Origin of the sequence: Streptomyces sp. NBC_01260 (assembly GCF_036226405.1) — a bacterium.
Taxonomy (GTDB): domain Bacteria; phylum Actinomycetota; class Actinomycetes; order Streptomycetales; family Streptomycetaceae; genus Streptomyces; species Streptomyces laculatispora.
In genome coordinates, this window is sequence record NZ_CP108464.1 from 1,624,078 (window position 1) to 1,640,903 (window position 16,826).

Genomic DNA, 16,826 nt, shown 5'->3' on the forward strand with positions numbered 1-16,826 from the left:
CGTGCACCTGGATCCAGACGTATCCAATGCGGTAAAGATCCTCGTAGTGGGGCACTTCGGGGTCGGGAAGACCACCTGCATCGGAAGTCTCTCCGAGATCGAGCCGTTGCGGACCGAAGAGGAGATCACCGAGGCCAGCGAGGGTTTCGACGACCTGTCGGGCACACCCCACAAGACGACGACCACCGTGGCCATGGACTTCGGCCGCCTCACCCTCAGTGACACGCTCGTCCTCTATCTCTTCGGAACGCCCGGGCAGGAGCGTTTCAAGGAGATGTGGGAGGAGCTGTCACGGGGGGCGCTGGGTGCGATGGTCCTCGTCGACCCGGAGCGGCTGCACGAGTCCTTCCCCGTCCTGGACCTGGTCGAGAGCTTCGGCCTGACGTACGCCATCGGGGTCAACCACTTCGAGGGCACCACGGACTACCCGATCGAAGAAGTCCGCGAGGCGCTGAACCTGGCGTCCGACACCCCCATCGTGAAGTGCAACGTTCGCGACGAGAACTCCTCGGCCCAGGCGCTCATCACCCTCGTCCAACACCTCATGTCCCTACTCGGCTAGGAGCGCAGGAATGCAGCAGCCGCTTGACCCGCACGAGATACCCCCTCCCGGATGCCCCGCGCACGGGAACACCCAGTTGTACGGACCCGCGTTCGGAGCCGACCCCGACGGCCAGTACGCGCATCTGCGGACGTTCGGCCTGAGCGCCCCCGTGGACATCGCTCCTGATGTCCAGGTCGAGTTGGTCACCAGCTACGACGCCGCCCTGTACGTCCTGCAGAACCCCGCGTCCTTCGTCCGCGACTCCCGTCGCTGGAACGCGCTGAACGAGGGGCGCGTCCCGGCGGACAGCCCCGCGCTGCCGATGATGAGCTACCGCCCCAACGCGCTGTTCAGCGACGGCGCCGCACACGCCCGCCTGCGCCAGGCGGTCACGGACAGCCTCGCCACGGTCAACGAGCTCCAGCTCGTGCGGCAGACGCAGCAGTCCGCCGACTACCTGATCAGCCGCTTCAGCGCCGAGCCCCGCGGCCAGGCGGAGCTGATGGCCGAGTACGCCCAGCCGCTGCCGCTGCTGGTCTTCAGCGACCTGTTCGGCTGCCCGCCCGAGATCGGTGACCGCGTGATCGCCGGGATCAGCGGCATCTTCGAGGGGACACCCGGCGCTGACGAGGTGCTGGGCGGAGCACTCGCCGAGCTGATCGCCCTCAAGCGGCGTCGGCCGGCGGCCGACCTGACGACGCGTCTGATGGAGCACTCGGCCCAGCTGAGCGACGAGGAGGTGCTGCACCAGCTCGTGACCCTGCTCTCCGGCGGCACCGCGCCGCTGACCGCCGCCATCGCGACCAGCAGCGCGCTGTACCTCGGCGAGGAATGGCAGACCGGACTGCCGGTTGAGGACGCCGTCTCCCAGACCCTGTGGAACTACGCGCCGATCGCCAACTACGCGGCCCACTACCCGACGCATGACGTAGAACTGGGAGGCAGGGTACTCCGGGCCAACGACCCGGTCCTGGTCTCCTTCGCCGCGGCGAACACCGATCCCAAGCTGACCGAGCACCGTCAGCAGCTGAGCGCCAAGGCGCACTTGGCCTTCGGGGCGGGCCCGCACGCGTGCCCGGCCAAGGATCCGGCGTTCATGATCGCGGTCACCGCCGTGGAGACCCTTCTCAACCGGCTGCCGGACATCGAGATGCGCGTTCCGTTCAAGACACTCACCTGGGCGCCCACTCCGTGGAGCCGTTCGCTGGTGACCCTGCCGGTCCGCTTCTCCCCGAGGACGGTGCCGTCGGCCGCCGAGCACACGCATCCGCGAGCAGCCCAGGGGGCCCAGCAGCCCGCTACCCCCGAACAGCGATCCGCCGCAGGGGCATCCGGTCCGATGGGCGCCGCGTCGTCGCAGCACAAGGGGGGACTGTTCAGCCGCTTCCTGGCATGGACGAGAGGGGAGTGATTTAAGTAACCTCCTGAGTTCTCTGTGTTATTGGATAGTTCAACGATCTTGCGGGTATGCATGGCGGCTGGTTCTTGGAAAGGAGCAGTCATCATGGGCATTGCCACAACTCCGGTGCACGATCGCCGCGCTTCAGCCTCGCTTTTCTCCCGTCTGCGGACGGCAGGAGGGCAGGCCGATCCCTTCCCCATATACGAGGAGTTGCTGTCGAGGGGCGAAGTCATCCCCGCACCCTGGGGCGGCTCCGTCGTCACGAGCTTCGACGTCTGCGACCAGGTGCTGCGCAGCCGTGACTGGCTGGAGCCCGATAAACGGTGGCGGGAGAGGCAGGGTCCGGGAACGCGCTGGAACGCTTCCTCCTCACAGGAGATGAGCAACACCCTGGCAGCGCTCAATCCCCCGGACCACAAGCGGGTGCGCAGGGCGGCCGGCACGTTCGACCGGTCCACCATCGAGCGGATCAGCCGGACGGTGAGCTCGACGACGGACCGGCTTCTGGACGCCCTTTCGGAGCGGTTGCGCGACGGGGAGGCGGACTTCGCGGTCCTGGTGGGCGAGGAACTGCCGGTCGCCACCATAGGGGACTGGCTCGGCCTGCCCGCCGCGGACTGGCCCCGTCTGCGGCAGCTGACCCACGACCAGGTCTTCACCCAGGAACTGCTGCCCTCGGCGAGCCAGCTGGCCGCGTCCGACGCGGCGACGGCCGAGCTGCGCGCCTACTTCATGGCTCTGGTGAGCGACCGTCGCGCACATCCCGGCGAGGACCCCGTGTCCCGCTGGATACAGACGTGGGACTCGTTGGAGGCCGACCGCGAGAAGGCGGACGAGGCGGTCTACTTCCTGGTTCTGTTCGTTCTCCTGGCCGCCCTGGAGACCACCGCGCAACTCCTGACGACCATGACGCTCCTGCTCGTCGAGTGCCCGGAACGCTGGGATCTGGTCGCCGACCACCCCGACCTGGTACCCGGGTTCGTGGAGGAGACACTTCGCTACGACCCGCCCACCCACGTCATCAGCAGGGTCGCCGCCGAGGACTGTGTCCTGAGCGGAATGGAGATACGCAAGGACGAGATGGTCCACCTCATGGTGGGGGCGGCCCACCGCGACCCGGCCAGGCACAGCGACCCCGACCGGTTCGACCCCCTGCGCAAACCAGCCCACCTCGCCTTCAGCGGAGGCATCCACTACTGCCTCGGCGCGCCGCTGGCCCGGCTTGAGGCCCAGATACTTCTCCGTCAACTCATTCGGCGCCTTCCCCGTCTCACCCTCGTACGCCGCCCCTCGATGGCGCCCCGGGTGGCATTCCGGCGCCTGCTGAACTTGGATGTTGCCCTCGCATGATCGAAACGACCCGTTTCCTGCCCAGACACTCCCGCAAGGCGATACAGGTCGAGCAGGACGGCCCTGTGCTCCATGTCCGGCTCAACCCCTGGGAGCAGGACGACGTACTGGGCATCGCCGTCATCGACGATCTCCTGCTCCTGCTCAACGAACTCCACGAATGCCCGGACATCCGCGTCCTGACCCTGTCGTCCCTGGGCGCGGACTTCTGCCTGGGCGCAGACCGCAACGAGTACCAGGCGGCGCTCGCCGCGGATCCGACGGGAGCCGAACTGCGGCGCATCGCGGACAAGGCCCACCGTCTGTGCCAGGCGCTGGAGACCACCCACGCGGTCACGATCGCCCGCCTCCACGGCCGGGTGCTCGGCGCAGGACTCGCGCTCGCCTCGTTCTGCGACCTCCGCGCGGGCGCGGACACCTGCCGCTTCCGCATGCCGGAGGTCGGCATCGGACTCCCGCCCGCCTGGGGAGGCGCGATGGGCCGGCTGGTCTCCGAGGCGGGCGCCGCCAGGATCCGCGAACTCATGCTCACCTGCGATGCCTTCGACGCGGCCACCGCCCACCGAATCGGCCTCCTCCACAAAACCGCCCCGCTCGACCGGCTGGACGAGACCGTCGCGGCCTGGACGAGACCACTCGTCCGCCGCTCGTCCGAGTCCCTGGTCCTGACCAAGCGCATGCTGGCCGGCTACGCACGGGCGGACCGCACGACAGACGCCTCCCTGCTCGACTCCCACCTGCTCACGGCCCACATCAACCAGCGACGGGGCCCGGACGTGACTACGGACCGGTGAGTCGCGTACCCCCTGCACATGCCACCGCGCCCCGTGCGAACCGTATGTGTGCGGTTCGCGCGGGGCGCGGTGGCGTCCGGGGCCCTGTGGGTTTCCTCGATCGGCCCGGAGCGGCTGCGCCGGATCCGCGCCTACCGCTGGTGCAGCGCGGCGAGGGTGGCGTCGAGGTCGGCGGAGCGGGGACGGTTGTGAGGCAGCCTGGCAAGGGCGGCGGCCATGCCGCAGGAATTGGTGAGGGCGGAGAAGACCAGGCCGCCGCCGATGGCCGCCGAGAGCCCGCGGGCGGGGCGGTAGCGGGTGCCGACGGCGAGACCCAGGAGGACGAGGGACCCGGCGGCGAGGCGGACCTGGCGTTCCATGCCCCAGACGCGGGAGGCGCCTGCGGACCGGTCGAGGGGGTGGCCCTGTTCTGCCCACGCGCCGGTGCCACCGGTGAGGGTGGCCGCGGGAATACCGGCGGCGGCGAGTTCGCTGCAGGCGGTGGCGGAGCGGCTACCGGAGGCGCAGACCATCAACAGGTCGCCGCGGGCAGCGGCGGCCTTCAGTGCGGGCAGCGCGGCGCGTATGTGGTCCAGGGGGATGTTGTGGGCGCCGGGAACGTGGCCGGAGGCGTATTCACCGGGGGTACGGACGTCGATGACGGCGTAGTCGTCGAGCCGGGCCGCTGCCTGGGCGGGGAGGACTGAGGTGGGGGCGGTCATGTGTGGTGTTCCATTTCTGTGCGGGCCGGGGCCGAGGGCCCCGAACACGATAGGATACCCCTAGGGGTATTGATGGAGGAGGAAGCGTGGAGCTGGACATGGCGGCCGATGAGCTGAAGTCGGTGCTCAACCGGCTGAAGCGGGCCCAGGGCCAGATCGCCGGGATCATCAAGATGATCGAGGAGGGCCGGGACTGCGAGGACGTGATCACGCAGCTGGCCGCGGTCTCCCGCGCCCTTGACCGGGCCGGGTTCGCGATCATCGCAACGGGCCTGCAGCAGTGCATGGCCGATGGCGGACAGGCGGCCGGGGACCGGGACCAGATGCGGGCCCGGCTGGAGAAGCTGTTCCTCTCCCTGGCCTGACGGTGGCGGTCAGGCCAGCGCGTCGGCGAGCATGAATCCGGCGACCGCGAGGAGCACGACGGCGAACAGCCGCTGCAGCCCCCGCCCGGACACCTTCTCCGCCAGCCGCTTGCCGTCCCAGGCGCCCAGGATCGCGGCGCCCGTGAACGGCGCTATCACCGCCCAGTCCAGTCCCGCCGCACTGCCGGAGCGGGTGACCAGGGATGCCAGCGAGTTGACCGTGATGACCAGCAGGCTGGTCCCGACGGCGGCCTGCATCTCGAAGGCCAGCACAGTGACCAGCGCGGGAACCGCGAGGAACCCGCCGCCCACTCCGAGCAGCCCCGTCACCGCCCCCAGGCCCGCTCCCGCTCCCCCGGCCCTGAGCGGCCGCACCGCCTGCGAGGTCCCGTCGGCCGGCGCGGGAATGGGACGCAGCATCTTCAGGGCCGCGAGGGCGGCGATCGCGGCGAAGGCCGCGGTGAGCACCGGCTGCGGGAGGCGGTCCGCGGCCAGTCCGGCCAGAGCGGCGGGGATGATGCCCGCGGCGGCGAACGCCGCTCCGGCTCTCCAGCGGACGTGTCCGGCGCGGGCACGGGCGTACAGGGCGGTCGCGGAGGTGGCGGTGACGATGAGCAGGCTCGCGGTGGTGGCCGCGGCCGGGGTGAAGCCGAGCAGATAGATCAGCGCCGGAACGGCCAGGACGCTGCCGCCTCCCCCGAGGGCGCCGAGCGCCAGACCGACCACGGCCCCGGCAGCCAGCGCCAGGATCAGCGCGCTCACGCTATCGAACCGCCCCGGCCGCCGGAGGACGTGACGGCCAGGCCCGCCTGCGCCCAGGCGATCATGCCACCCGTGACATCGACCGCGTCGATCCCCTTGGCGGTGAGGTATTTCGCGGCCTGCCGGGAGCGGTGCCCTGAGCGGCAGATCGCCACCACCGGCTTCCCGGTCGCGCCCGCCGGCAGCTCAGTTCCGGTGAGCAGCCGGGAGAGCGGGAGGTGGACCGCCCGCGGCGCGTGCCCGGCCTTCCACTCGGGGGTTTCCCGGACGTCCAGGAGGACCGCGTCGCCGGTGCTCGTGCGGGCGTGGGCCTGGTCGGGGGTGAGGCGGCCGGGGCCGCGCCGGAAGAGGAACATCGTCATCGTCGCTTTCTGCTCACGGGGTTCAGCTGCTGGCGGTGACGGTCAGACCGGCGTTCCGGGCGGCGTCGAAGCCGTCGTCGACGGCAACCACGTCACGGCCTTCGGCGTCGAGCAGGGACGCGGCGATCGCGGCGCGCATCCCGCCGGCGCAGTGCACCCACACCACTCCGGCCGGGACCTCGCCGGTGCGCTTGTGCAGTTCGTGGAGGGGGATGTGCACCGATCCCCGCACGTGCTCGTCGGCGCGTTCGGAGTCGCGACGCACATCCAGCACCACGACGTCGTCACCGCGGTCGAGTGCCTGCTTCAGGGTGGCAAAGTCTACGCGGGGGAAGGACCGCAGGTCATCGCCCGTCCGCAGCCAGGAGGACGGCTCACCCGTGGCGGCGGCAGCGGGCCGCTCGATGCCGACCCGCACCAGCTCCCGCTGGGCTTCGGCGAGCTGTTCGGCGGATGCGGCGAGCAGGGTGACGGGCTTGCCCCACGGGATCAGCCAGGCCAGATAGGTGGCGAGCTTGCCCTCGGCCTCGAAGTTGAACGTCCCGGCCACATGCCCCTGCGAGAACGCGGTACGGCTGCGCAGGTCGACGACCCATTCCCCGGCGGCCAGGCGCTGCGCGATCTCCTCGCCGTCGGCGGCCCTGGGCGGGGTCAGGTCCACCGGCGCGGGACCGTCCGCGTTGACCGGGCCCATGTGCGCGTAGTACGCGGGCACGTCCTCCAGCCCGGCGAGCATCTGCGCCACGAAGGTGTCGACGTCCTGGGTCAGGGCGTCGTTACCGGTCCGCTCCTTGCCGATGGTGGTGGCATCGCCTTCGGCCTGGGAGGAGGAGCAGAAGCTCCCGAAGCCATGGGTAGGCAGCACCTGAACGTCGTCATGGAGTTCGCCGGCCAGCCGGTGGGCGGAGGCGTGCTGGGAGCGGGCCAGCTGCTCGGTCAGCCGCGGCTCGACCAGGTCGGGACGCCCCACCGTGCCGATCAGCAGCGACCCACCGGTGAACGCGGCCACCTCCCGCCCGTCCTCGACCAGCACGTAGGCCGTGTGGTGCGGGGTGTGACCGGGAGTGGCCAGCGCCCGCAGGCTCAGACCGCTGTCGACGGCGACGCTGTCGCCGTCGACGACCGGGACCCGGTCGAAGGAGACCCGGGCCGACGCGGGCACCAGATACTGCGCGCCGGTCAGCCGGGACAGCTCCAGACCTCCGGTGACGTAGTCGTTGTGTATGTGCGTCTCCACCACGTACGCGATCCGAACCCCGCGCCCGGCCGCCGCCGCCACGACTCGCTCCACATCGCGCGGCGGGTCGACGACCACCGCCGTGGCGGCCCCGCCTGCGAGATAGCTGCGGTTGCCCAGGCCCTCGGTCTCCAGGGTGTCCACGAAGAACACGGCTGACTCCCTCCATAGCGATTTACCCCGGGGGGTATCTTCATCTCACTGTAACAGTGATACCCCCAGGGGTATTCCTCACGCCGGGACCGTCGGGAGGGCGGAGCGACCCCGCTCCGGAAGCACCCAGGGCGTCACGGACATAACGGACGCGACCGACAGGCGGCACACGTGAAGCCCCTGGCGAATACGGTGATCCTCACCAAGGAATCACCCACCAGGAGCTTCACGACGTTGCACGGGAGTCCAACTCGACCGCGCCGCAGTCAGGCCGGAAACATCTCTCTCATCACTCTTTACGCTCCGCTCTCCAATTGAACTACTCGCAATTCAGAGCATGATGAGCAGACGCGTCTTCGGCTTGAGCTTCCTGTTCACCGAACGGCTCTGCACATACACCTCCAACTCGGGATTGTTCCCCGCCTTCACCGAGACGGTCCCGTGAATACCCGTGCCGAACAGAAGGCTGCGCGCCGCGTCTCCCGTATAGGCGCGATCGGTGTCCTTCTCGACCACGATGACTTCCTTGTTCGGCTGAACCTGAGCCCGGGTTCCCAGCTGGTAGTAACACGAACCGCGCTCGTACGTGACACCCGGATGCGAATCGACGAAGGGGCGGATCTCGACCTCCTTGTCGACCTTCAGAAGCCGGTATCTGTCGGCCGGAATCGGTTCGAGGTTCGCCCGCACCTCGTCAACCGATATGTCCTGGCCGACGGCGAACAGGTTCTTCGTGCCGCGCACGCCCTGCTCGCGACCCCGGAGGAAGCTGGTGGCGGCAGCGCGCACGGTGCCGATCGCCTCCTCGACACCCTCCTGGGAGTCCGCGTCCCAGATGGCGATGTTTCCGGCCGGGAAACCGTAGTTCTGGGCGGTGCGCTTCGCCAGGGAGTTCGGCACGAGGATCGCGGACGTCCAGTGCCCCGGAAGGCCGCCCATCCTCCCCGCGATCCTGTCGAGCCAGGGGCCGAGGACGGCCATGTCGCCGTCGTGCCGCCTGTCACCGCCGGAGGCGTTCTCCTCGCCGTCCGTCACCACGATCTGAAGGAAGCTGTGCTCGCCGTACTCCTCCCAGATATGGCCCAGATCGTCCAGGGACTTCAAAGAAGCCTCGATGAGAGCTGTCGCACCATTGTTGACCCTGTACAGACCCCTCATGGACGGCAAATGCTTCACGTCCATGTCCCAGACCAGGTTCTCCACCTTGTGGTCGAAGGAATAGAGGCTGATCCGCGTCTCATGACCGAGGCTGTCCGACTCGGCCTTCAGACCCGCCACGAACTCGTCGACGACGCGGATGAGCTGACCTTGGTGCGGGCGCATGGAACCCGAACAGTCCACTACCAGCGCGACGTGGTTCACCTTGTGCTGGATCTTGTTGGCGGACACCATTCTGCTCCTTCTCCGAGGCTCCCCGAGTGATGCCTCAACTCTATGGGGACCCACTGACAACGGAGTTTGACGCCCAATCACCAGTGCGCATCCGGCCACGCGTCCGGAATTCCGGAGACACCCGTCGGCGGTGCGCCACCCGAGGCCGACGCCGCTCCCGGAACGCCATCGACCCCGACCCGCCAGAACTCACGACATCCCGCAACGGTCCCTCCGGGCACCTGCTTTTGGCCATTCAGTCCCACCATGGGCATGACTCATGCGGACCTGGGACAGAAAAACGCCGGGCACAGCGGCATCCGTGAGGCAACAGCCGAGTGAACCGGGGGGTTCCAACACGTGAGAGACACCCGTGCCATCGAGGCCCAGGTGGAAGACTTCACCGAGGAGGGCTTCCTGGTATTGCCGGGTTTCCTGCCCGGCGCACTCGTCGAGCGTCTCGTGCCGGAGGTGAACAAATGGGTGGAGGCAGGGTGGCGGCAGAAGTCGGTCGACGCCTGTATGGACGCGGAGGCCGGACCACCCCGGATGGTCGAGCTGGACCTTGAGGCGCACGGCGAGCTCGCGGTGTACCCACCGCTGATGGACCTGCTCAGCAGGCCCGAACTGCTCGGCGAATCCTTCGTCTTCCACCACCTGCACAGCGACCGGAGAACGGTCGGCGGAGCCGGCAAGAGCTGGCATCACGACTACGAGCAACAGCCCCAGCGCGACCGGCACTTACCCATGATCCACGCGTTACATTACCTAGGCGGGCTCCAGCCCGGACGGGGTGGCCTGGTGGTGCTGCCGGGCTCGCACCTGGAGGTCGCCGAGAAGAACGCCCGCAGCCACCTGGGCACGGGCGTGCTGCCGGGCGAAGTGGTCATCGACGACATGCCGCCGGGGTCGACCGTCGTACTCCACTCGGCGCTCTTCCACACCCGCCGGGCCGCGTCGGCGCCCCAGGCGAACAGCGACCCGCGATACATGATCGACGGCTCCTACTGCCGCACGGGGGCCCTGTGGCCGCCGGTCAAACCCTACTGGCGACAGGTGCTGGCGGTGGCCCGGTCACGTGGTCTGGGAGCGGGGCGGCCGGAGCTCTTCGCGGAGCGACACTTCAGCGAGTACGAAAGGGCGGAGAGGCACAGCGGATGAGAGTTCTGGAAGCCGTACGATTCGACGCGATCATGGACCGCTTCGAAAAGGAGCACCCCTTCGACGCGTCCGACCAGGCCAATTCAAACGACGAGGCCGAGGGACACATCCGTAACGCCGAACTGGAACATCGCGGCCGTTGGCACCGGGTCCTGCTGGAAGGGCCGGAGATCCGGGACGTGGTACTGCCCTGGCACCTGGGCGAGGACGGAGAGGTGGAACTCATCCCCAGGACCGGGCTGACCGTGGCCGCGGCGGTGGACCGGCTCGCGTCGCTCGACAACTCGTACACACGCACCAATCCGCTGTGCGCGTCCAAACTCGCCCGTCAGAGCACAGCTGCTCACCTCGCCCTGTTCCTGACCACACGGGCCGTGAAGGGGCGTGACTACGAGTCCCTGACGGTCCGCGAGGGACTGATCCACCTGGACGGGCTGCACCGCATGATCGCCTGGGCCATGGCTGGTTACCTGATGCCCGGCAACTGGTTCGAGGCGTACGTGGCGGGACTACCCCCGGCCCACGTAGGGCATGGCGCTGGGCATGACCAGGACGGACTGGATGTTCACTCCGAGGGGCAGGCCGGCCATGGCCCGCACCATGTCGACGACGTGCCGCACGTCCATGGTGGGTTCCACCCGACGTGACCCGTCGGCCTGCAGGACGGCCGGCTGAGGCCGGTCCTGCGGGGTGACGTTGCCGATGTCGATCTGGCCGCAGGAGATGTCGTGGCGCCGGCCGTCCAAGGACAACGAGCGGGTCATCCCGGCCACCGCGTGCTTGGCGGCGGTGAACGCGATGGAGTCGGGCCGGGGGGCCTGAGCGGAAGGTGCGCCGTTGTTGATGATGCGTCCGCCGCACGGTGTCTGCTGCCTCATCACCCGGAAGGCGGCGCGGGAGCACAGGAAGGTTCCGGTGGCGATGGAGTCCATCACGCGGTGCCATTCCTCGACGCCCACGTCCTCGGTCGGGGTGTACGGCATGGTGTCGGCAGCGTTGTTGAACAGCACGTCCAACCGCCCGAACCGGTCCACGACAAATCCGAACAGGTCCTCGACGGCCGCGGGATCGGTGATGTCAGCAGAGAACGGGACCGCGCGGGGACGCTCGGCGGCGGGGGTGAGCGTCACCGTCTCCTCCAGCGCTTCCTTGCGCCGGCCCACCAGGATCACCGTCCAGCCGTCCGCCAGCAGACCCAGCGCGCACGCCCGCCCGATTCCGCTTCCCGCCCCCGTGATGACAGCCGTTCTCGCAGCCACGATCCACCCGACCTCTCCTCAGGGAAGCCCCGCGCACGAAGGGCTCTCCGAACGTGCCCGAGCACCCCTCAACCAAACAGGAGCCGCACATGAATGGCCATATACCGGCGTTGGGCGGGTCCGACGGCAGCCGGGCCTGGTTCGACCGGGCCCAGGCATCGCTGGCCGGCGGCATCAGTTCGTCCTCCCGGCTGACCTCGACCGGCCCGCACCCCTATCCGCTCTACATGGCCGAGGGGGCCGGTGCCCGCATCCGGGACATCGACGGCAACGAGTACCTCGACTACCTGATCTCCTACGGCAGCGCGGTGCTGGGACACGCCAATCCGCAGCTCACCGAGGCGCTCACCGCGGTCCTGCACACCGGCACGATGTTCGGCACCTGCAACACCACCGAGGTGGAACTCGCCGAGCTGATATGCGACATGGTGCCGTGTGCGGAGCTTGTCCGCTTCGCCAACTCGGGGAGCGAAGCGGTGCAGGGGGCCGTGCGCGCCGCCCGCGGGTACACCGGCCGCTCGAAGATCCTCAAGTTCGAGGGCCACTATCACGGCTGGACCGACAGCCTGGCCATATCCAACCGTCCCGCCGTCTCCGAGGCCGGCCCCTACGCCACCCCGCACTCCGTACCCCACTCCCCCGGCATCCCGGCGGGAGTCATCGACGACGTGGTCGTCTGCCCGTGGAACGATCCCGCCGCGCTCCGCGCCGTACTGGACGCCCACCGCGGGGAGTTCGCCGCCGTCATCTGCGAGCCGATCGTCGCCAACAACGCCTGCACCATGCCCGCGCCGGGTTTCCTGAACCTGCTGCGTGAGGAATGCACGCGCCGCGAGATCGTGCTCGTCTTCGACGAGGTCTGTACCGGATTCCGCACCGGCCCGGGGGGCGCCCAGACGATGTTCGGGGTCGTGCCGGACATCGCCGTCTTCTCCAAGGCGCTGGGGGGCGGCGTCCCGATCGCCGCCTTCGCCGGGCAGCGGCACGTGATGGAACCCCTGGCGCAGGGGCAGGTCAAGCACGGCGGGACCTACAACGCCTCACCGCTGTGCGCGACCTCCGCGCTGGTGACCCTCCGGCAGCTGAGCCAGCCGGACGTCACCAAGCGGATCGACGAGAGCGGCCGTCGCATCATGGAGGCAATCCGGCGGGCCGCCCACGACCGGCACATCCCCTGCTCGGTGCAGGGCGTCGGCGCCATGTTCCAGACCGTGTTCACCGCTGACGGCGCACCGACCCGGCAGTACCGCGACCTGCTGCTGACCGACCAGGCCCGCTACAACGCGTTCCGCCACGAACTCCTCAAACGCGGAATCCACACCAACGCTTACGGCATGGCCTGCTGGTTCGTCGCCGCCACCGTCACGGAGGACGACCTGGACGCCACGTGCGAGGCCGTGGAAGGCGCCTTCGGCGTGCTGTGAAAGGCGTGCCGGGACCTGGTGCTGGGCCCGGGGTCACCGCCACCGGATTGGCCGGCGTACGGCAGACCGCGCCCCCCTGTGAGGGGAGGGCCCCACCTGCTCAGGCGGTTTCCAGGGGCCCTCCTGCCGTTCGCCGGCCTCGCGGCCGGTGGTTCAGTCCTCGCCCTCCAGGTCACCTTCCGACTCCAGGAAGACCTGCCGCAGGGCGGCGAGGACCGCCGGGTCGGGCTTCTCCCACATGCCGCGGGACTCGGCCTCCAGGAGGCGTTCCGCGATGCCGTGGAGGGCCCAGGGGTTGGCCCGCTGGAGGAACTCGCGGTTGGCCGGGTCCAGGACGTAGGTCTCGGTGAGCTTGTCGTACATCCAGTCGGCGACCACACCGGTCGTGGCGTCGTAGCCGAAGAGGTAGTCGACGGTGGCGGCCAGCTCGAAGGCGCCCTTGTACCCGTGGCGGCGCATCGCCTCGATCCATTTGGGGTTGACGACCCGGGCGCGGAAGACGCGCGAGGTCTCCTCGACCAGGGTGCGGGTCCGGACGGTCTCCGGCCGCGTGGAGTCGCCGATGTACGCCTCCGGGGCACTGCCCTTGAGCGCGCGCACCGTGGCGACCATGCCGCCGTGGTACTGGAAGTAGTCGTCCGAGTCGGCGATGTCGTGCTCGCGGGTGTCGGTGTTCTTGGCCGCGACCTCGATGCGCTTGTACGCCGTTTCCATCTCCTCGCGGGCCGGTCGCCCGTCGAGTTCGCGGCCGTAGGCGTAGCCGCCCCAGACGGTGTAGACCTCGGCGAGGTCGGCGTCCGTGCGCCAGTCCCGGGAGTCGATGAGCTGGAGCAGGCCGGCGCCGTAGGTACCGGGGCGGGAGCCGAAGATACGGGTGGTGGCGCGGCGTTCGTCGCCGTGGGCGGCCAGGTCCGCCTGGGTGTGGGCGCGTACGTAGTTCTGCTCGGCGGGTTCGTCCAGCGAGGCCGCGAGGCGGACCGCGTCGTCGAGGAGGCCGATGGTGTGCGGGAACGCGTCGCGGAAGAAGCCGCTGATGCGGAGGGTGACGTCGATGCGCGGGCGGCCGAGTTCGGCCGCCTCGATCGCCTCCAGACCCGTGACGCGGCGCGACGCGTCGTCCCAGACCGGGCGGACGCCCAGCAGAGCGAAGGCTTCCGCGACATCGTCGCCCGCGGTACGCATCGCGCTCGTGCCCCACAGGGACAGGCCGACCGAGGTGGGCCAGTCGCCGTTGTCGGCGCGGTAGCGGTCCAGGAGGGAGTCGGCCAGTGCCTGCCCGGTCTCCCAGGCGAGGCGGGAGGGCACCGCCTTGGGGTCGACGGAGTAGAAGTTGCGGCCGGTCGGCAGGACGTTGACCAGGCCCCGGAGCGGGGAGCCGGAGGGGCCGGCGGGGACGAAGCCACCGTTCAGCGCGTGCACGGTGTGGTCGAGTTCATCGGTGGTGGCCGCCAGCCGCGGCACGACCTCGCGGGCGGCGAATTCGAGGATGTCGGCGACGGACCGCGGGTGCCCGGCCGCGACCCCGGCAACGGCGTCCGGCGCCCAGTCCGCGTCCTCCATCGCCTGGACCAGGGCGCGGGCCTGCTCCTCGACCTCGTCGGCGGTGGTGCGGGTGGCCGCGGACTCGTCGAGGCCGAGTGCCTCGCGCAGGCCGGGCAGGGACGTGGTGCCACCCCAGATCTGGCGGGCGCGCAGGATCGCCAGGACGAGGTTGACACGGTCGGCGCCGCCGGGCGCGCCACCCAGGACGTGCAGGCCGTCGCGGATCTGCGCGTCCTTGATCTCACAGAGCCAGCCATCGAGATGCATGATGAACTCGTCGAAGCCCTCGTCCTCGGGGCGGTCTTCGAGCCCCAGGTCGTGGTCGAGCTTCGCGGCCTGGATCAAGGTCCAGATCTGGGCGCGGATGGCCGGGAGTTTCGCCGGGTCCATCGCCGCGATCTGGGCGTGCTCGTCGAGGAGCTGTTCCAGCCGGGCGATGTCGCCGTAGCTCTCGGCGCGGGCCATCGGCGGTACGAGATGGTCCACCAGGGTGGCGTGGACGCGGCGCTTGGCCTGGGTTCCCTCGCCCGGGTCGTTGACCAGGAAGGGGTAGACGAGGGGGAGATCGCCGAGAGCCGCGTCGGGGCCGCACGAGGCCGACAGGCCGGCGTTCTTTCCGGGCAGCCATTCCAGGTTGCCGTGCTTGCCGAGATGGATCATCGCGTCGGCGCCGAAGCCGTTGTCCTCGGCGGAGGCGGCGATCCAGCGATAGGCGGCCAGGTAGTGGTGCGAGGGCGGCAGGTCGGGGTCGTGGTAGATGGCGATGGGGTTCTCGCCGAAGCCGCGCGGCGGCTGGATGAGGATGAGCAGATTGCCCCGGCGCAGGGCGGCCAGGACGATGTCGCCCTCGGGGTTGCGCGAGCGGTCCAGGAACATCTCGCCCGGAGCCGGACCCCAGTGCTGCTCGACGGCCTCGCGGAGTCCGGCCGGCAGCTTCGCGTACCAGCGGCGGTAGTCGGCCGCCGGGATCCGGACCGGATTGCGGGCCAGCTGCTCCTCCGTGAGCCACTCCTGGTCGTGGCCACCGGCCTCGATCAGCGCGTAGATCAGCTCGTCGCCGTCGCCGGAGGCGAGGCCCGGCACCTCCTCGTCACCGAAGTCGTATCCCTCGCTGCGGAGCCGGCGCAGCAGGGCGACGGCGCTCGCGGGGGTGTCGAGTCCGACCGCGTTGCCGATCCGGGAGTGCTTGGTCGGGTAGGCGGAGAGCACCAGCGCGAGGCGCTTGTCGGCGTTCGGGATGTGGCGAAGCCGCGCGTGGCGCACGGCGGTCCCGGCGACCCGGGCGGCGCGCTCGGCATCGGCGACGTACGCCGGGAGGCCGTCCTCGTCGATCTCCTTGAACGAGAACGGCACGGTGATCAGGCGACCGTCGAACTCGGGGACCGCGATCTGGCTCGCGGCGTCCAGCGGCGAGACGCCCTCGTCGTTGTCCTCCCAGTCGGTCCGCGAACCGGTGAGGCAGAGCGCCTGGAGGATGGGCACGTCGAGGCCGGTGAGGGCGCCCGCGTCCCAGGACTCGTCGTCACCGCCGGCCGAGGCCTCGGCGGGCCGGGTACCGCCCGCCGCGAGAACGGTGGTCACGATCGCGTCGGCGGCGCCCAGGGCATCGATGAGCTCCGGTTCGGGTGTGCGCAGTGAGGCGACGAAGAGCGGCAGTGCGCGGGCGCCCGCGTCCTCGACGGCGCGGCACAGGGCCTCGATGAACGCGGTGTTGCCGCTCATGTGGTGGGCGCGGTAGTAGAGCACCGCGATGGTGGGGCCGTCCAGCTCGCGGGACGTGCGCTCCAGGGGGCCCCAGGAGGGGGCCGGGGCGGGCGGTTCGAAGCCGTGGCCGGTGAGCAGGACGGTGTCGGACAGGAAGCGGGCGAGCTGCTCCAGGTTGGCGGGGCCGCCGTGTGCGAGGTAGGCGTGGGCCTCGGCGGCGATACCGATCGGAACGGTGGAGGCGGCCATCAGCTGGGCGTCGGGGGCCTGTTCTCCGGTGAGGACGACGACGGGGCGCCCGGTGGCGAGGACACGGTCGAGGCCGTCCTGCCAGGCGCGGACGCCGCCGAGAAGGCGTACGACGACCAGGTCGGTGCCGTCCAGGAGCTGGGGAAGGTCCTGGAGCGGGAGCCGGGAGGGGTTCGCGTAGCGGTAGGCGACCGGGCCGTTGGAGGCGCGGGCGCTGAGCAGGTCGGTGTCTGACGTCGACAGGAGCAGGATCATGCGGCGTCTGGCCTTCCTCGGGGTATCCACGCCCCGGGCAGTGTCGGAATGGGACTCCCCTGCTCGAACGGGTTCGAGCGTTCGGGGAAGGGAGTTCCTGACTCACCCGGCCGGTGGGGCCGGGATCACAGTGGCGGGACCGCGCCGGAATCGCACCGGGCTTCCTCCCCTGTCGCCGTCTGTGGCGACGA

General features: G+C 69.9%; 14 protein-coding genes, 1 pseudogene and 1 riboswitch. Of the genes and pseudogenes, 8 read left to right on the forward strand and 7 right to left on the reverse strand.

Annotated elements, in window-relative coordinates; all coding sequences use genetic code 11:
• The first annotated feature begins 1 nt into the window (after position 1).
• The 4 genes from OG322_RS07165 to OG322_RS07180 all read left to right on the forward strand — a co-directional run bounded on the left by OG322_RS07165 (position 2) and on the right by OG322_RS07180 (position 4,090).
• Positions 2-562, forward strand: coding sequence for a GTP-binding protein (locus OG322_RS07165; RefSeq protein ID WP_123463018.1), 561 nt, complete (start codon positions 2-4; stop codon positions 560-562).
• A 10-nt stretch (positions 563-572) separates the two neighbouring features.
• Positions 573-1,955 carry a cytochrome P450 gene (locus OG322_RS07170; RefSeq protein ID WP_123463016.1) on the forward strand — a complete coding sequence of 461 codons (1,383 nt, stop codon included), beginning with the start codon at positions 573-575 and terminating at the stop codon, positions 1,953-1,955.
• A 93-nt stretch (positions 1,956-2,048) separates the two neighbouring features.
• A complete protein-coding gene (locus OG322_RS07175; RefSeq protein ID WP_123463014.1) occupies positions 2,049-3,296 on the forward strand; it encodes a cytochrome P450 in 1,248 nt (415 codons plus the stop codon).
• Positions 3,293-4,090: an enoyl-CoA hydratase/isomerase family protein gene (locus OG322_RS07180; RefSeq protein ID WP_329306199.1), complete on the forward strand. Its 798-nt coding sequence runs from the start codon at positions 3,293-3,295 to the stop codon at positions 4,088-4,090. Before OG322_RS07175 ends, OG322_RS07180 begins: the two co-directional genes overlap by 4 nt.
• A 131-nt stretch (positions 4,091-4,221) precedes the next feature.
• On the opposite strand, the gene OG322_RS07185 is transcribed toward OG322_RS07180, so the two are convergent.
• Positions 4,222-4,791, reverse strand: coding sequence for a rhodanese-like domain-containing protein (locus tag OG322_RS07185; RefSeq protein ID WP_123463009.1), 570 nt, complete (start codon positions 4,789-4,791; stop codon positions 4,222-4,224).
• 86 nt (positions 4,792-4,877) lie between these two features.
• Here OG322_RS07185 and OG322_RS07190 point away from each other — a divergent pair, with 86 nt between their 5' ends.
• Positions 4,878-5,156 (forward strand): metal-sensitive transcriptional regulator, encoded by a 279-nt coding sequence (locus OG322_RS07190; RefSeq protein ID WP_123463007.1) that lies wholly within the window; start codon positions 4,878-4,880, stop codon positions 5,154-5,156.
• A gap of 9 nt (positions 5,157-5,165) precedes the next feature.
• Here the strand turns inward: OG322_RS07190 and OG322_RS07195 are convergent, their stop codons facing one another.
• The 4 genes from OG322_RS07195 to OG322_RS07210 all read right to left on the reverse strand — a co-directional run bounded on the left by OG322_RS07195 (position 5,166) and on the right by OG322_RS07210 (position 9,059).
• Positions 5,166-5,918, reverse strand: a complete 753-nt coding sequence (locus OG322_RS07195) for a sulfite exporter TauE/SafE family protein (protein ID WP_123463005.1) — start codon at positions 5,916-5,918, stop codon at positions 5,166-5,168.
• Positions 5,915-6,274, reverse strand: a complete 360-nt coding sequence (locus OG322_RS07200) for a rhodanese-like domain-containing protein (RefSeq protein WP_123466155.1) — start codon at positions 6,272-6,274, stop codon at positions 5,915-5,917. Before OG322_RS07200 ends, OG322_RS07195 begins: the two co-directional genes overlap by 4 nt.
• Before the next feature lie 28 nt (positions 6,275-6,302).
• Positions 6,303-7,670: an MBL fold metallo-hydrolase gene (locus OG322_RS07205; protein ID WP_123463003.1), complete on the reverse strand. Its 1,368-nt coding sequence runs from the start codon at positions 7,668-7,670 to the stop codon at positions 6,303-6,305.
• 330 nt (positions 7,671-8,000) lie between these two features.
• On the reverse strand, positions 8,001-9,059 hold the full coding sequence (locus OG322_RS07210; RefSeq protein ID WP_124286087.1) for a vWA domain-containing protein: 1,059 nt from the start codon (positions 9,057-9,059) through the stop codon (positions 8,001-8,003).
• Positions 9,060-9,401: 342 nt separating this feature from the next.
• Here OG322_RS07210 and OG322_RS07215 point away from each other — a divergent pair, with 342 nt between their 5' ends.
• Together OG322_RS07215 and OG322_RS07220 are read left to right on the forward strand one after the other, a co-directional pair.
• On the forward strand, positions 9,402-10,202 hold the full coding sequence (locus tag OG322_RS07215) for a phytanoyl-CoA dioxygenase family protein (protein ID WP_329306200.1): 801 nt from the start codon (positions 9,402-9,404) through the stop codon (positions 10,200-10,202).
• A gap of 32 nt (positions 10,203-10,234) precedes the next feature.
• Positions 10,235-10,669: pseudogene (locus tag OG322_RS07220) on the forward strand (DUF6309 family protein); the annotation flags it as partial.
• Between the two features lie 42 nt (positions 10,670-10,711).
• Here the strand turns inward: OG322_RS07220 and OG322_RS07225 are convergent.
• Positions 10,712-11,461, reverse strand: a complete 750-nt coding sequence (locus tag OG322_RS07225; protein ID WP_123463001.1) for an SDR family oxidoreductase — start codon at positions 11,459-11,461, stop codon at positions 10,712-10,714.
• A gap of 89 nt (positions 11,462-11,550) precedes the next feature.
• Here OG322_RS07225 and OG322_RS07230 point away from each other — a divergent pair, with 89 nt between their 5' ends.
• Complete coding sequence (locus tag OG322_RS07230) at positions 11,551-12,885, forward strand: aspartate aminotransferase family protein (protein ID WP_123462999.1); 1,335 nt, start codon at positions 11,551-11,553, stop codon at positions 12,883-12,885.
• 153 nt (positions 12,886-13,038) lie between these two features.
• Here OG322_RS07230 and cobN read toward each other — a convergent pair whose 3' ends face one another.
• Positions 13,039-16,635, reverse strand: a complete 3,597-nt coding sequence (cobN, locus tag OG322_RS07235; RefSeq protein ID WP_329306201.1) for a cobaltochelatase subunit CobN — start codon at positions 16,633-16,635, stop codon at positions 13,039-13,041.
• A gap of 91 nt (positions 16,636-16,726) precedes the next feature.
• Positions 16,727-16,826: riboswitch (cobalamin riboswitch) on the reverse strand.

Excerpts from the sequence above, each read along its gene's own strand:
- OG322_RS07230 (WP_123462999.1), top strand. The coding sequence starts at position 11,551 with ATGAATGGCCATATACCGGCGTTGGGCGGGTCCGACGGCAGCCGGGCC.
- OG322_RS07200 (WP_123466155.1), bottom strand. The coding sequence starts at position 6,274 with ATGTTCCTCTTCCGGCGCGGCCCCGGCCGCCTCACCCCCGACCAGGCC.
- OG322_RS07170 (WP_123463016.1), top strand. The coding sequence starts at position 573 with ATGCAGCAGCCGCTTGACCCGCACGAGATACCCCCTCCCGGATGCCCC.
- OG322_RS07185 (WP_123463009.1), bottom strand. The coding sequence starts at position 4,791 with ATGACCGCCCCCACCTCAGTCCTCCCCGCCCAGGCAGCGGCCCGGCTC.
- OG322_RS07180 (WP_329306199.1), top strand. The coding sequence starts at position 3,293 with ATGATCGAAACGACCCGTTTCCTGCCCAGACACTCCCGCAAGGCGATA.
- cobN (WP_329306201.1), bottom strand. The coding sequence starts at position 16,635 with ATGATCCTGCTCCTGTCGACGTCAGACACCGACCTGCTCAGCGCCCGC.
- OG322_RS07175 (WP_123463014.1), top strand. The coding sequence starts at position 2,049 with ATGGGCATTGCCACAACTCCGGTGCACGATCGCCGCGCTTCAGCCTCG.